Annotated in this window: 15 protein-coding genes; 3 read left to right on the top strand and 12 right to left on the bottom strand. The window is 65.6% G+C overall.

From position 1 onward, the window contains the following. Positions 1-31: 31 nt before the first annotated feature. From LDO54_RS36385 to LDO54_RS36365, 5 genes are read right to left on the bottom strand one after another with little or no spacing between them, the layout of a single operon-like run. Positions 32-1,204: an NAD(P)/FAD-dependent oxidoreductase gene (locus tag LDO54_RS36385; RefSeq protein WP_224017568.1), complete on the bottom strand. Its 1,173-nt coding sequence runs from the start codon at positions 1,202-1,204 to the stop codon at positions 32-34. Further along, positions 1,201-1,998 (bottom strand): ABC transporter permease, encoded by a 798-nt coding sequence (locus tag LDO54_RS36380; protein WP_224017566.1) that lies wholly within the window; start codon positions 1,996-1,998, stop codon positions 1,201-1,203. Before LDO54_RS36380 ends, LDO54_RS36385 begins: the two co-directional genes overlap by 4 nt. Positions 1,999-2,008: 10 nt before the next feature. Then, entirely contained in the window at positions 2,009-2,881 is an 873-nt protein-coding gene (locus LDO54_RS36375) for an ABC transporter permease (RefSeq protein WP_065062471.1), read from the bottom strand. Further along, a complete protein-coding gene (locus LDO54_RS36370) occupies positions 2,868-3,938 on the bottom strand; it encodes an ABC transporter ATP-binding protein (RefSeq protein ID WP_224017564.1) in 1,071 nt (356 codons plus the stop codon). The genes LDO54_RS36375 and LDO54_RS36370 overlap by 14 nt, the downstream gene beginning before the upstream one ends. A gap of 45 nt (positions 3,939-3,983) precedes the next feature. After that, the gene (locus tag LDO54_RS36365; RefSeq protein ID WP_224017562.1) at positions 3,984-5,066 is read right to left on the bottom strand and encodes an ABC transporter substrate-binding protein; all 1,083 of its coding nucleotides are present in this window, start codon (positions 5,064-5,066) and stop codon (positions 3,984-3,986) included. A 157-nt stretch (positions 5,067-5,223) separates the two neighbouring features. On the opposite strand from LDO54_RS36365, the gene LDO54_RS36360 reads away from it, so the two are divergent. Further along, complete coding sequence (locus LDO54_RS36360; protein WP_224017560.1) at positions 5,224-6,144, top strand: LysR substrate-binding domain-containing protein; 921 nt, start codon at positions 5,224-5,226, stop codon at positions 6,142-6,144. On the opposite strand, the gene leuD is transcribed toward LDO54_RS36360, so the two are convergent. From leuD to LDO54_RS36345, 3 genes are read right to left on the bottom strand one after another with little or no spacing between them, the layout of a single operon-like run. Further along, a complete protein-coding gene (gene leuD, locus LDO54_RS36355; RefSeq protein WP_224017551.1) occupies positions 6,141-6,803 on the bottom strand; it encodes a 3-isopropylmalate dehydratase small subunit in 663 nt (220 codons plus the stop codon). The genes LDO54_RS36360 and leuD overlap by 4 nt on opposite strands. Beyond that, on the bottom strand, positions 6,796-8,232 hold the full coding sequence (gene leuC / locus LDO54_RS36350; RefSeq protein WP_224017549.1) for a 3-isopropylmalate dehydratase large subunit: 1,437 nt from the start codon (positions 8,230-8,232) through the stop codon (positions 6,796-6,798). The genes leuD and leuC overlap by 8 nt, the downstream gene beginning before the upstream one ends. Positions 8,233-8,234: 2 nt before the next feature. Then, positions 8,235-9,137, bottom strand: coding sequence for an alpha/beta fold hydrolase (locus tag LDO54_RS36345; protein WP_224017547.1), 903 nt, complete (start codon positions 9,135-9,137; stop codon positions 8,235-8,237). A gap of 150 nt (positions 9,138-9,287) precedes the next feature. Here LDO54_RS36345 and LDO54_RS36340 point away from each other — a divergent pair, with 150 nt between their 5' ends. Next, positions 9,288-10,178 (top strand): LysR family transcriptional regulator, encoded by an 891-nt coding sequence (locus LDO54_RS36340; protein WP_224017545.1) that lies wholly within the window; start codon positions 9,288-9,290, stop codon positions 10,176-10,178. Between the two features lie 26 nt (positions 10,179-10,204). On the opposite strand, the gene LDO54_RS36335 is transcribed toward LDO54_RS36340, so the two are convergent. Then, entirely contained in the window at positions 10,205-10,837 is a 633-nt protein-coding gene (locus LDO54_RS36335) for a LysE/ArgO family amino acid transporter (protein WP_224017543.1), read from the bottom strand. A gap of 94 nt (positions 10,838-10,931) precedes the next feature. On the opposite strand from LDO54_RS36335, the gene LDO54_RS36330 reads away from it, so the two are divergent. Continuing rightward, on the top strand, positions 10,932-11,396 hold the full coding sequence (locus tag LDO54_RS36330) for an Lrp/AsnC family transcriptional regulator (protein ID WP_224017541.1): 465 nt from the start codon (positions 10,932-10,934) through the stop codon (positions 11,394-11,396). A gap of 134 nt (positions 11,397-11,530) precedes the next feature. Here the strand turns inward: LDO54_RS36330 and LDO54_RS36325 are convergent, their stop codons facing one another. The 3 genes from LDO54_RS36325 to LDO54_RS36315 form a co-directional block, all read right to left on the bottom strand. Beyond that, complete coding sequence (locus LDO54_RS36325) at positions 11,531-11,911, bottom strand: CBU_0592 family membrane protein (protein ID WP_224017539.1); 381 nt, start codon at positions 11,909-11,911, stop codon at positions 11,531-11,533. 47 nt (positions 11,912-11,958) lie between these two features. Beyond that, complete coding sequence (locus LDO54_RS36320; protein ID WP_224017537.1) at positions 11,959-13,290, bottom strand: M24 family metallopeptidase; 1,332 nt, start codon at positions 13,288-13,290, stop codon at positions 11,959-11,961. Between the two features lie 76 nt (positions 13,291-13,366). Beyond that, positions 13,367-14,761 carry an MFS transporter gene (locus LDO54_RS36315; protein ID WP_224017535.1) on the bottom strand — a complete coding sequence of 465 codons (1,395 nt, stop codon included), beginning with the start codon at positions 14,759-14,761 and terminating at the stop codon, positions 13,367-13,369. Positions 14,762-14,894: the final 133 nt, after the last annotated feature.

Below are 14,894 nucleotides of genomic sequence, written 5' to 3'. Positions count from 1 at the left end.
GGTGAGCGATTTCAGAGAGCGTTGGCAAGCGTCAGAGCGCGGCGGCGGGCTGCGCGGCCCGAGCGGCCGCATCGAAGGCCGCGGCCCACTCGGGCGGCGCATCGGGAAAGCGCTGCGCCGAGAGCGCGGGCACTTCCTCGGGCATCGGCGCGCCCGTGATCCACGGCGCGATGCGCAGCGCGTGCGCGGCGGCGAGCGTCACGCCGCTGTGGCAGGTCACGACGAACGCGCCAGGATGCACGGGCGATTCGTCGTAGATCGGAAAGCCATCGGGGCTATAAACGCGCAGCGCCGCCCACATGCGCACGAGCCGCACGTGTTGCAGCATCGGGAACGCGCGCACGCCGCGCCGCGCGATGTCGGCGAGCACGGGCGTGGTCGTGAGATCGTCGAAGCCCGCTTCCTCCATCGAGTCGCCGAATTGCACGGTGCCTTCGTCGGTCTGGCGCACGTTGATGGTCGGATAGCGCAGAAACGGCGCGACGCGCTCGCTCACCAGCACCTGGCCGCGATTGGGCGCGACCGGCGCGTACAAGCCCGCTTGCGGCGCGAGCACGCGGTTGCCGAGGCCCGCCGCGAGCACGATGCGGCCCGCGTGAAACGTGCCCGCCGCGCTCTCGACCGCGAAGCCGCCGCGCTCCGGCACGATGCGCTGCGCGCGCGCGCCGGACACGAGCCGCACGCCGCGCCGCTGCATCGACGTATGCAGCGCGCGCAGCAGCTTGAGCGGATTGACGTGGCCGTCCATCGGCGAATAGCTCGCGCCCACGACAGCGGGACCGATGCCGGGCAGCCGCTCGCGCAGTTCGCGATGATCGAGCAATTCGAACGGATAGTCGCCGATCTCAGCTTGCAGCGCGGCGAGCCGCGTCTGGCGTTCGATTAGTTCGGAATCCGAAAAGCAGATGTGAAAACCACCGGGCTGACGCAGCGCGACATCGACGCCGCTTTCTTCGAGCAGGCTGGCGGCGAGTTGCGGCCAGCGCACCGCCGAACTGCGCGACCAGCGCGCGTAGGGCGTGCGGCCGTAACCCTTGCCCTGAATCCAGACGAGGCCGAAATTGCCGCGCGAGGCGCGAAAACCGCCGTCGTCCTCGTCGAGCACGGTCACGCGTGCGCCCTCGCGCGCGAGTCCCCAGGCGACGGCGGAGCCCACGAGGCCGCCGCCGATCACGAGCACGTCGGGGCTGGGGGTGTGAGTCATCGGGCTTCTCCGATCAGGATGCGGTCCAGCCCGACCATGCGGTCGAGCACCAGCATCAGCGCGACCGTGCCGACGATCAGCACCGCCGACACCGAGGTGACGAGCGGATCGATCGTCTGCGCGATCTGGTTGTACATGGCGACAGGCAGCGTGGTCGTGCCGGGCGTCGCGACGAAAATGGTCATGGTCAGCTCGTCGAAACTTTGGATGAACGAGAGCACCCAGCCGCCCGCCACGCCGGTGCGGATCATCGGCAGCACCACGCGCCGGAACGCGGTGAGGCGGCTCGCGCCGCACGAGAGCGCCGCGCGTTCGGCGTCGCGATCGAGACCGATGGCGGAGGAGAGCGCGAGGCGCAGCGCGTAGGGCAGCACGATCACTACGTGCGCCGCGACCAGCGCCCAGAACGAGCCGCTCAGATGCAGCAGCGAGAGAAAGCGCAGGAACGCGATGCCGAGCACGACGGCGGGGATCATCATCGGCGAGAGAAAGAAGCTCGTGAGCGCGCCGCGTCCCGGAAAGCGGTAGCGCGCGATGGCGAGCGCGGCGGGCACCGCGAGCACGACGCCGATGGTGGCCGCCGCGAACGCGAGGCGCGTCGAGAGCCAGAATGCCGAGACGATGTCGGCGTTGTCGAGAATCGCGCGAAACCAGCGCAGCGACGCGCCGTCGAACGGCATCGAGATATAGCCCTTGTCCGTGAACGCGACCAGCATCACGACCGCGAGCGGCGCGACGATGAAGGTGAGAAACAGCGCGTTGAAGGCAAGGCCGAGAAAACCGTTGCGTTGCATGGCGTCTCCTTCAATCGAAAATGTGCTTGAAGCGGCGTTCGGCGAGACGGCTGCAACCCATCACGATCGCCACGTTGGCGATCAGCAGCAGCACCGCGATGCTCGCGCCCAGCGGCCAGTTCAGCGTGCCGAGGAATTCGTCGTAGGCGGCGGTGGCGACCACCTTGAGACGGCGGCCGCCGATCAGCGCGGGCGTGGCGAACGCCGAGGCCGAGAGCGCGAACACGATGATCGAACCCGAGAGCACGCCCGGCAGGATCTGCGGCAGCACCACGCGGCGGAACACACGCCAGCGCGAAGCGCCGAGCGAGAGGCCCGCCCATTCGACTTGCGGATCGAGCTTTTGCAGCGTGGCCCAGACCGACATCACCATGAACGGCACCAGCACGTGCGTGAGCGCGATGATCGTGCCGGTCATCGTGAAGACGAGGCGCACGGGTTCGTCGGTGATGTGCAGCGCTTGCAGCGCGTTGTTGAGCACGCCGTTGTTGCCGAGCAGAATCTGCCAGCCCAGCGTGCGCACGACCACGGAGATCAGCAGCGGGCCGAGCACGATCAGCAGGCAGATCGATTGCCACGGTTTGCGCATGCGCGCGAGCACGATGGTTTCCGGCACGCCGAGCACGATGGAAAGCAGCGTGACCGCGAAAGCGAGCCCGGCCGTGCGCAGGAAGATCACGCCATAGTAAGGATCGCTGACGACTTCGAGATAGTTGGAAATCGTCCAGCCGCGCTGCACGCCCGCGAGATCGTTGAAGGTGTGAAACGACAGCACCAGCGTGAGCAGCAGCGGTGCGAGCAGCAGCGTGAGGAACAGCACGAGCGCGGGCGCGGAGAGCAGCCAGGGCGCGGCGCCGCCGCGCGGATCGTCAAGCGTGGCCATGAGCGCCCTCCCGCGTGAGCACGCGCAGATCGTCGTCGGTCCAGGCAAGGCCGACTTCGTGGCCTTCTTCCGGCGGTGGCGCGCCGATATTCGACTGCGCCACGTGCAGCCTGCCCAGTTCCGTATCGACCACGAGCAGCCACTGGTTGCCGACGAACACGCGCGTGGCGATGCGGCCGTGCACGCGCGCGTCACCATTCGCCAGGCGCATCTTCTCCGGGCGGATATAAACATGCACCGAACCGGCGACCTCGCGGCCTTCGTGCGGCACGTGCAGCGTCGTGGTCGCCACGGCCACTTCGGCGCAACGCGGATTGCGGCGCAGCACCTCGCCCGCGAGCGAGTTGGTGCGGCCGAGGAAGGTGGACGCGAACGGCGTCGCGGGACGCTCGTAGGCGTCGAACGGCGTGCTCAGTTGCGCGATGGTGCCGCGATGCATGACGGCGATGCGGTCGCTCATCGTCATCGCTTCGACCTGATCGTGCGTGACGAGGATCGTCGTGATGCCGAGCCGCTTCTGGATCGCGCGCAGTTCGATGTGCATCTCTTCGCGCAGCTTGGCGTCGAGATTCGACATCGGTTCGTCGAGCAGCAGCAGTTCGGGCTGCATGGCGATGGCGCGCGCGATGGCCACGCGCTGACGCTGGCCGCCGGAGAGTTCCTTCGGATAGCGCGCGTCAAGGCCCGAGAGACGCACGAGCGCGAGCGCTTCGCTGATGCGTTCGGCACGCTGCGCACGCGGCATCTTGCGCATTTCGAGGCCGAAGCCCACGTTGGCCGCCACCGTCATATGAGGAAACAGCGCGTAGCTCTGGAACACCACGCCGATGCCGCGTTTTTCGGGCCGCAGTTGCGTGATGTCGCGGCCGTCGAGCGTCACGCGTCCGGTGCTCGGCGCGACGAAGCCCGCGATCATCTGCAACGTGGTGGTCTTGCCGCAGCCCGAGGGACCGAGCAGCGAAAGAAACTCGCCGCGTTCCACCGAGAGGTCGAGTTGCTCGATCGCCGTGAAGTCGCCGTAGCGCTTCGAGATGCCTTGCAGGGTGAGAAAGCTCATGCGCGCAGTCCTTGAAAAGCCGTGGCCAGACGAATCGTTGCGGGCTCAGCGCTCGACCGAGCGGTTCCAGCGTTCGGTCCACTCGGTGCGATGCTGGTTGATGGTGGTCCAGTCCATCGCCGTGAGCTTTCCGATCTGGTCGGGGCCGTAGGGCACGCGCGCGGCGACGTCCGGCGTGAGCTTGACGGTCTTGTTGACGGGGCCGAGCCCGATGGCCTGCGCCTGCATCGCCTGCACCTCGGGGCTCAGCAGATACTGGATGAACTGCTGCGAGAGTTGCGGCTGGGCATTTTCGGCGAGCGCGCACGCGGCCACCTGGAGCGCCACGCCGCCTTCCTTCGGGTAGATGAACTTGAGCGGGAAGCCGGTGTTTTGCAGCGCCACGGCGCGGCCGCTGCCATAGGGCGCGGCGATCACGTCGCCGCCCTGCATGAGTCCGTCCATCTCGCCGGGCGTGGGCGCCCACGACAGCACGTTCGGCGCGACCTGCTTCGTCATCGCCGTGAAGCCGGGGTCGATGTTCTTCTCGCCGCCGCCGTTCAGGCGCGCGAGCATCACGAGCGTGTGCAGGCCGTAGGTGTTGGTGATCGGCGGCACACCGAGCTTGCCCTTCAGGCGCGGGTCTTCGAGCGACTTCCACGAATCGGGCGCGGGCAGGCCGAGTTTCTTGAACGCGTCCGCGTTATAGCCGATGCCGGTCGCCACCATGCCGACGCCCACGGCGTTCGGGCCGAGCCGCGCGAGCGGGTAGAGGTCCTTCATGACGGGCGCGTCGTCGACCTTGGCGCACAGGCCGAGCTGCATCGCCTGGTACATGGGGCCGTCGTCCATCACGGCGACGTTGATCTGCTGATGGCCTTTCTGCGCCTGCAATTTGGCGAGCGTGTCGCTGGAATTGCCCGCGACGTAGACGATTTTTACGTCGTGCGCCTTCTCGAACGGCGGAATCACCTTCTGACGATAAAGCTGCTCGTTCGAGCCGCCCACGTTCGCGACGTAGAGCGTGGTTTCGGCGTGGGCGAGCTGGGCGGAACCGAGTGCGGCGCCGAAGGTGGCGCTGAAGGCAAGAAGCGCGGCGGCGCGGGGCAGGGTGAAACGAAGCGAGCGGCGGCGCAAGGCGTGATCCATGACGACGAACTCCATTCGATTGTGGGGGCCGGCGGCGTAGGACTGGTGCGCCGATGGATTGCAGTCTCGCCCGCGTTATTCATATCGTCCAATACGAATAAAATAGCCATCTATGCACAGATGATATGGATCAGGGTTAAGCCCAGGAGGGTTGGCAATGAATCTGAAACACGTCGAGGCGTTCCGCGCGGTGATGGTCTCGGGCTCGATGACGGCCGCCGCGAAGGCGCTGTTCACCTCGCAGCCCAACGTGAGCCGCCTCATCTCGCAGCTCGAACGCGATACCGGTCTCAAGCTGTTTCAGCGCGTGGGCGTGCGGCTCATTCCGACGAGCGAGGGCGAGGCGTTCTTTCGCGAAGTCGAGCGCGCGTATGTGGGTCTGCAAGGGCTCGCGAACGCGGCGGCGCAGATCCGCAATCTGGGCAGCGGGCGTCTGCGTATCGCGGCGATGCCGTCGGCGGGTCTCACGCTCGTGCCGCACGCGCTCAAGCGCTTTCAGGACCGCTATCCGGGCGTGACGGTTTCGCTGCACGTGAATACGTCGGGCACGGTCAATCACTGGACCGCTTCGCAGTTTTGCGATCTGGGCGTGGCGGTCTATGTGAGCGAGGCGTCGAATTGCGAGGTCGAATTGCTCTCGAAGGTGGCGGCTGTGTGCGTGATGCCCGCGCATCACCGGCTCGCGAAGAAGAAGTCGATCCGCCCCGAGGATCTCGAAGGCGAATCGTTCATTTCGCTATGTCACGGCGACGGCACGCGCGCGCAGATGGACGAAGTGTTCCTGCGCGCGGGCGTCGAGCGCGTGCTCGCGATCGAGGCGCAGTACACGGCGATTTGTTGCGAGATGGTCCGCAGCGGCATGGGCGTGACGCTCGCGCATCCGATCGTCGCGCGCGATTTCGCCGGACCGGATATCGCGATCCGGCCGTTCGCGCCCGCCATCATGTTCCCGATGTATCTACTGTTTCCGCCGAACCGGCCGCGTGAGCGGCTCGCGTCGGCGTTCGTGGAAGTGCTGGCGGAGACGCACGATGCGCTCGTCAGCAAACCCTCGGAGAAAGCGCGGACGCGCGGCTAGCGTTCCTGCGCTTCGCGTTGCGCCATGCGTGCCCGCTGCGCGGGCAGATCGATGCGGCTCCACGGATTCGCGGCCCAATGGCGTTGCTCGAAGGCGTCGATGGCATCGGCGTCGCGCAAGGTCATGCCGATCATGTCGAGTCCTTCCACAAGCATCTGTTTCTGGCGCGCGGGCAGGTCGAATGCGTAGCGCTGGCCCGATGGCGAATGCACCACTTGCCCGTCGACGTCGATCGTCAATGGCTTGTTCTCGCCGTGCTCGATCTCGCGCACGAGCGCTTCGATCTGATCGGGCGGCAGCACCACGAGCAGCAGACGATTGTTGGCCGCGTTGAAGTAGAAAATCTCGCCATAGCTCGGCGCGATCACGGCTTCGAAACCGGCTTGCTGCAAGCCCCAGACGGCATGTTCGCGGCTCGATCCGCAGCCGAAGTTCGCGCCGCCGATCAGGATTTTCGCGTCGCGATACGCGTCCTGGTTCAGCACGAATCGATCGCGCGCGCGGCCCTCGGAATCGAAACGCAAGTCGTACAGCAGACCACGCGCGAGCCCCGTTTTGTCGATGCCGAGCAGAAACTGCTTGGGCATGATCTGGTCGGTGTCGAGATTGTTGATCGGCAGCGGCGCGGCCACGCCGGTGATGTCGTGCGCCTTAGCCATGCGCGAACTCCTTGCGAATGTCGACGATGCGTCCCGCGAGCGCGGCGGCGGCGGCCATCGCGGGACTCATCAGATGGGTTTGACTGCCACGTCCCTGGCGGCCTTCGAAGTTGCGGTTGGTCGTCGAGGCGCAGCGTTCGCCGGGCGCGAGCACGTCGTCGTTCATCGCGAGGCACATCGAGCAGCCGGGCTGACGCCATTCGAAGCCCGCGTCGATCAGCACCTGCGCGAGGCCTTCGCGCTCGGCCTGATCGCGCACCATCCCGGAGCCCGGCACGACCATCGCGCGCACCGTGGGCGCCACCTTGCGGCCGCGCACGACGCTCGCGACCTCGCGCAAGTCCTCGATACGCGCGTTCGTGCACGAGCCGATGAACACGCGATCGATCGGCGTGCCTTCGATCGGCGCGCCCGCGGGCAACGCGATGTAGTCGAGCGCTTTTTTCAGCGTGGAGGCGTCGAGGCCCGTGTCGGCTTCGCTTTCGCCCAGTCGCGGCAGGCGGCCATCGACGGGAATCGCCTGGTCGGGACTCGTGCCCCAGGTGACGAACGGCGCGACCGTGCTCGCGTCGAAGCGATGCTCGATATCGAATCCGGCCTGCGGGTCCGAGCGTAGTTGCGCCCACGCCTCGCACGCGGCGTCGAGCGTGGCCGCATCGAGCGCATCGTGCTCGCGAATCGCGCGGCGCACGTAGTCGAGCGTCGTGTTGTCCGGCGCGATCAGCGCGGCGCGCGCGCCGGCTTCGACCGTCATGTTGCACAGGGTCATGCGCGCTTCGGCGCTCAGCGCGGCGATGGCCTCGCCCGCATATTCGACCGCGTAGCCGCGCGCGCCTTGCGCGCCGATCGTCGCGATGATGCCGAGCACGAGATCCTTCGCCGTCGTGCCCAGAGGCAGCACGCCGTCCACGGTGATACGCATGTCTTTCGCCACGCGATAGACGAGCGTTTGCGTGGCCAGCACGTGCTCGACTTCCGAGGTGCCGATGCCGAAACCCAGCGCGCCGAGCGCGCCATAAGTCGTCGTGTGGCTGTCGCCGCAGAGCACGACCATGCCGGGACGGATCAGGCCGATCTCGGGCGCGACCACGTGTTCGATGCCCTGCATCGGATCGTCGACATCGAACAGATGAATGCCTTGTTCCGCGCAGTTGCGCGTGAAATTGGCCGCCTGCTTCGCTGCATCGACGATCTCGATCGTGCGCGCGGCGACGGCCACCGGCCGCGTGGGAATGACGTGATCGACCACGCCCATTTGCTGACGCGGACGGCGCACGCGCAACTGCTTCTCGCGCAGTCCCGTGAACGCTTGCGGGCTGGTGTATTCGTTCATGATGTGCAGATCGGCGTAGAGCAGCACGTGATCGGCATCGAGCGTCGAAACGGTGTGCGTCCCGACGAGTTTTTGGTAGAGCGTTTGGGCGGACATGGTCAGGCGGCGACGTGAGTCGCGGTCGTATCGGTGAGAAACGGCAGCACGCGTTCGAGCAGCCGATCGGGCGCTTCCTCGGGAATGTAGTGGCCGCAAGGCAGCGCGCCGCCTTCGACGGTCGGGCTCCACTTGCGCCATTCCGCGAGCGGATCGAAGCATTGGCCGACCACGCCTTGCGCGCCCCAGAGCGCGAGAAACGGACACGCGATGCGCTTGCCCGCCGCGAGATCGGCGCGGTCGTGTTCGAGGTCGATCGTGATCGACGCGCGATAGTCCTCGCAGATGCCGTGCGCGGTGGCCGGGTCGGAGAGGCAGCGCAGATATTCGGCGTAGGCCTCGGGCGTGAACGGCGCGAGGCCCGCGCTGCGCGCGCCGATGGTCTGCTTCAGGTACAGGTCGGGATCGGCGCGGATCAGCGTTTCGGGGAACGGCGCGGGGCGCACGAGAAAGAACCAGTGCCAATAGGCGCGCGCGAATGCGAACGAGGTCTGCTCGTACATCGCGAGCGTCGGCGCGACGTCGAGCGTGACGAGCCGCGTGACCGCGTGCGGATGATCGAGCGCCATGCGCGCGGCGACGCGTCCGCCGCGATCGTGTCCGATTACCGCGAACGAGTCGAAACCGAGCCGCTGCATCAACGCAACCTGATCGAGCGCCATGGCGCGCTTGGCGTAGTTCGCGTGATCGGCGTCGCCTATGGGTTTGGCGCTGTCGCCGTAGCCGCGCAGATCGGCGCAGACGACCGTGAAGCGTTCCGCGAGCGCGGGCGCCACCTTGTGCCAGATCGCATGCGTTTGCGGATGACCGTGCAGCAAGAGCAGCGCGGGGCCGCTGCCGCCACGGATCGCATGAATGTCGATGCCGTCGACCGGCATCGACACATCGCTGAAACCTTCGAACATCGTTGTCTCCCAAGTGCGAATCGAGTCTAATTGATAACCTGATCGATTGGGTTTCCGAAAAGGCAATCCGGTCGTAACCTGACGGAACGAATCGCCGAGCCTGTCTCACGCGATTCGGGGCCGCGTAATTGCACAAAGGACTCGTGAGTCATGGACGGTTTTTCCGACCTGAATCTTTTCGCGCTCGTCGCGCGGCATCGCAATCTCGCGGCGGCGGCGCGCGAAATCGGCGTGACGCCGCCTGCTGTGAGCAAGCGCCTCGCGCAACTCGAACGGCGGCTCGGCGTGCGTCTGATGAACCGCACCACGCGCCGTTTGAGCCTGACGCCGGAGGGCGAGCTGTATCTCGCGAACGGCTCGCGCATACTCGATGAGCTTTCCGAACTCGAACAACTCGTCGGGCGCGGACGCGGCGAGCCGACTGGCATGCTGCGCGTGAATGCGTCGTTCGGTTTCGGGCGCGCGTATATCGCGCCGGCCATTTCGGCATTCGTCGAGCGTTATCCGGCGATGCAGATTCAGCTTCATCTGACCGACCGGCCGCTGAATCTTCAGGAGGAGGGTTTCGATGTGGGCATCCGCTTCGGCGAGGCGCCCGATGCACGCGTGAATGCGCGTCTGCTGCTGGCGAACCGGCGCATGGCCTGCGCGTCGCCCGCTTATTTACAGCGCAATGGAACGCCCGCGACGCCGCACGACCTCGCGCGGCATGCGTGCATCGTGCTGCGCGAGAACGAATCGGCGTATGGCACCTGGCATTTCTCGCGCGGCAAGCGCACGGAAACGGTGAAGGTGAACGGCGCGCTGTCGACGAACGACGGCGGCGCGGCGCTGCAATGGGCGCTCGACGGACGCGGCATCGTCGTGCGTTCAGAGTGGGAGTTGCGCGGGCCGATCGAGAGCGGTGCGCTCGTGCCTTTGCTCGGCGCGTGGACGCTGCCCAACGCCGATATTCATGCGATTTATCTCGAACGGCATCGGCTTTCGGCGAAGCTGCGGACGTTTATCGATTTTCTGGGGGACTATCTGCGTGCAAGTTGAATGGCCGCGTGCAGAGGGGCGATGCATCAGATGATCAGTTGACCTAGCTGCCACAGTCCGAGCGCGCCCAGCAGCGCGGCCGAGCTGAGATTGACGGCGCGTTGCCAGCGCGCGTCGAAACGATCGCGCAAATAGCCCACGCCGATGGACAGGATCAGCCACCAGAGCGCCGAGCCCATCAGCACGCCGGCGACCATGACCCACGGCGACGACGAAGGCGCGTGCCCCGCGAGCGCCGCGAACAGCGCCATGAACGAGAGGATGGTGGTCGGGTTCGAGAGCGTCAGCATGAACGTGCCGGCCACGTAGCGCATGAGCTTGCCCGCCGGTGCGTGGACGCTGCTGCTGCGCGCCGCGCTTTGGGTCGCGATGCGCCAGGCCAGCCACAGCAGAAAGCCGCCGCCGAACAGGCTCAACCAGAGCTTCAGGCCGAGCAGCCAGGCAATCAGACCGGTGATGCCATACGCGCCGATGGCGCCGTAGACGGCATCGGCGCATGCGGCGCCGAGCCCGGTGGCGAGTCCCGCGAGGCGGCCGTGGTCGAGTGTGCGCTGGATGGCCAGCAAGCCGATCTGGCCGACAGGCGCGGCAATCGACAGCCCAAGCAGCAGCGATTGGCCGAAGAGGAGGGGGAGCGAGGTGGGGAGCAGGGTTTCCATGCCGGAAATTTTCGGCTCAAGCCGCTGGCTTGCACAGAATAAAAGGTGAAGCGAAAATCGATTTCACTTTCGATTTTTCAGGTCAAAGCCCGTTATGTCCGAATCCCTGCAACTCGATACCAAGGCCTGGGCGCTGCTGATGGCGCTTCAGGAAGATGGCCGCGCGCCGCTCAAGACGCTGGCGCTCGCGGCGGGCCTGTCGGTGCCCGCCACGGTGGAGCGGCTCAAACGCCTGCAGGAAGCCGGCGTAATCCGTTCGGTGGGCGCGGAAGTGGATCCAGCGCTGGCGGGTTATCCGGTTCGGGCCATCGTCGGCATCACGGTGCAGCAGCCCGGCAAGAAAGCCTTTCTCGACAAGTTGCGCCGCGCGCCCGAAGTGCTCGAATGTCATCATGTCGCGGGCGCCGATTCCTATGTCGTGACCGTGGTGTCCCGCAGCCTCGAACAGCTCGAACGCTTTCTCGCCACGATCAACGGCTATGGCGAAACCCGCACGTCGATTGTGTTCTCCACGCCGATTCCGCGTCGCGGTCTGGTCGCGCCGGGATCGGCGCGATGAACCTGGATCGGCGGTTGATGGAGCGGAGGTAACGGCGGGACTTCGCGGTGGGAATGCGGCGAATCGCAGGGCTGCACGTGAATCGTGCGGTTGGGCTTGAAAGTCCGACCGGCGCGTGTCAGCCGCTGCGTTCGCTAGGGGAACCTGCGTGTCGCCTCCTCAAGCGTATCGTCGGCAGCCTTTAACGCTGGAGCGATCTGCAGGTCCGCGCCCGCCACGGGCACGGCGCACTCCGCCGTGGCAAGCGCATTGCGGACCACCGTAACGGACGCCCGGCGCTGCGCGAGCACGATTTTCCGGGTTCCAATCACACTCCAGACCAGCCAAAGTATCTGACTGACGGCCGCTGCGAGATTGAAGTGAAACAGCAGCGAATAAAGCAGGCAACAAGGACCCAATAGATTGAGGGCGAGATACCTGCGATCCTCGCTGTGCAGAAATCCAAGTTGCAAACCCGCGTAGGCGATCTGATAGCAGATGACGCCGAAAATCCCGATCAAATCAGCGGTGGTCATGATGATGTCGATTGACGATGGTTTTTAGTATTGAAGTCGCGCATCCATTAGCCCAGCAGCCGCTCCTCGAATGGATAACGGGTGAGCACCTCGTGACCGGTTTCGGTGATCAGCACCTGTTCCTCCAGCTTCACGCCCGGCCCGCCTTCGACGCGCCCTACGTAGCTCTCGACGCACAGCACCATTCCGGGCTCGATCACGCCGTCATAACCCCAGGCGTCCCACGACTCGGGAAAATAGATATTCGGCGCTTCGTCGCACAGCCCGACGCCGTGATAAAGACACGAGTAATGGCGAAACGCTTCGGACGGATAGCACACGGCGCGATGGCTCAAATCGTGATGCGTCAAGCCGGGGCGCAGCAAGTCGATATTCGCCTGCACCTGGTCGTACGCGAGCCGGTAAATGTCGCGCTGCTGCGCAGTCGGCGCCGCGTCGCCGCACAACCAGGTCCGCGAGGTATCCACGCAGAAGCCATAGCTGCCGACCAGATCGGTATCGAAGGCCACGAGGTCGCCTTCTTCGATCAAGCGGCTGCTGCACTCCTGATACCACGGGTTGCAGCGCGGCCCCGAGGCCAGCAGGCGCGTCTCGATCCACTCGCCGCCGCGCGCGATGTTCTCGGCATGCAGATAGCTCCAGAGGCGCTGTTCCGTGATGCCAGGCTTCAGATGTCCGCGCATGACGTCGATACCGGCTTCGCAAGCGTGGATCGCGCAGCGCATTGCGCGGATTTCGTCCTCGCATTTGATGCGCCGCGCTTCTTCCATCAACGCTTCGCCACTCTGGATGTCGATGCCGTGCCGCTCCAGCGCCGCCACGCCTTCGGCGTCGCAGTGGTCGAACGCGAGCCGCCGGTTGCCGCCGCCATGCTGCCGCACGACCGCGGCGATTTCATCGGCCCAGCGCGCCACCTGTTCGTGGACGCGATTGCCTGCGGAAAAGTGAAACCACGGCACGCAGGGGCGAACTTCGTCGACGGAGTCGGTGTGATCGCTGAGGAAATCGCAATGGTCGAATTCCCAGAGGATGACCGGGCCTTGCGCGGGGACGAACGCATATCGGCAGGCGTTGTGCAGTGTCCAGACCTGCATGTTGCTGCTGTCGGTGGCATAGCGGATGTTCACGGGGTCGTAGAGCACGATGCCCGCATAGTCGTGCGCGATCAGCTGCTCGCGCACGCGCGCGAGCCGGTAGCGGCGCATCTCGGGCAGATCCGGCAGCGCGAGGCCGGCCGCTTGCCAGGCGTCGAGTGTGTCCTTGTCGGGGCCGAGGGCGAGCATGCTCATCGCGCCAGCCTGCTCGACGGGCGAGCGGGCGAGCGAGAGAGCAGGGCCGATCTTGCGAGGGGCGACGGCGTGCATAGACGAAAGACTCATTGATTCGGCATCCTGATGGATCGTGCATTTGGAAAAATGGCGGCGATACCGATGCATCGCCGCCACAAACAGATGCCTATCGCGCCGATTTCAGTTCGCCCGGCGTTGCGAGCGAATTCATCTTGCGAGCAGGCGCCGATGCTTCACTGAGCAGCTTGCCGCGCGTTTCCGGCGCCAGCACATACGACACGAGACCGCCAAAGAGGCTGATACCCGCGGCGATCATCATCGCGGTGCCCACGCCATACGAGCCAATGATAAGCGGCAGCAGAAAGGTGCCCGCCGCTGCGCCGATGCGCGAGAAGGCCGTCGCGAAGCCCACACCGATGCCGCGAATCTCCGTCGGAAACACTTCGCCCGGATATACGCCGCACAGCGTCGTCGAGATCGCGTTGAACAGCGAGAAGGTGAAGAAGCACACGAGGATCAGCGTCGAGGAAGCATGCGAGAACAGGGCCACGCATACGAGCGCCAGCGCCGAGATGAAGAACGGCGGCACGCCCAGCTTGCGGCGGCCCACACGCTCGATCAGCACGACCGCGATGAGCGTGCCGAGCACCGCGACGCCATTGAGCGCGAGGCCGCCCGTCAAACCTTCCTTGAGCCCGAGCTTTTGCAGTACGACCGGGGCGAACGCGCCGATGGCGAAGTAGGGCGTCACGTTGCAGACCCAGAAGATCGACACGAACATCGTCGTCTTGATGTAGTCGGCGGAGAACAGGCGGCTGAAGCTTTGCGCGCCGGTCGCGGTTTGCGCATGCAGGTCGAGCTGTTCCTCGTGCCCCATATGTTCAGCGGCCAGGGCCTTGGCTTCTTCGCGGCGGCCACGGCTCATCAGCCAGCGCGGCGATTCGGGCGTGCCCAGACGCATCAGGCACACGATGACCGTGGGAATCGTGCTCAGCCCCAGAATCACGTGCCAACCTGCCGCGTTCGATTCGGTCAGCATCCAGCCCAGCGCATACGACACGAGATAGCCCACGTACCATGCGAGTTCGAGCAGCGCGAGCAGCTTGCCGCGCAGGCGCGCCGGTGCGAATTCCGCGAGCAGCGGCCAGCCGATCGAATAGTCCGCGCCGATCGCGATACCCATCAGTATCCGTACGACGAACAGTTGCCACGGCTCGTTGACGAAGAACTGCGCCACGGAGCCGACCAGGAAGATCGCGAGGTCGATCGTGAACATCGGCTTGCGGCCGACGCGGTCGGCGAGCCAGCCGCCGAGCGGCCCGCCGACGAAGATGCCGATCAGCGCCGATGCGCCGATCAGCCCTTGCCACGCAAGCGAGAGATGCAGGTCGGCGGTAATGGCCGGCATGACGATGCCGATGCAGCCGAGAATGAAGCCGTCGATAAACATGCCGCCGCCGATCAGCAGCGTCAGTCTGGCGATGAAGCGGCGATGCTTGCCGGCGAGCGCGGGCGCTTTCTGTCCGGCGACCGATGAAGTATGAGGAATGCTTTTGGGCACGATGCTGTCTCCTGATGTTTTGTGGGAAGTGAGGCCGGTCCGGTTTGAGTATTAGCCGGTTCTTTTAGCCTCGATCCGCGTGAACTTCATGAAGCAGTGTGTGGAAGTCGGCGCGCCTGGACAAACGATATTT

This window comes from Paraburkholderia tropica (assembly GCF_914484835.1).
GTDB classification, from domain to species: domain Bacteria; phylum Pseudomonadota; class Gammaproteobacteria; order Burkholderiales; family Burkholderiaceae; genus Paraburkholderia; species Paraburkholderia tropica_A.
Note: the sequence above shows the minus strand (reverse complement) of the source record. Positions and strands in the feature narration are given on the sequence as shown.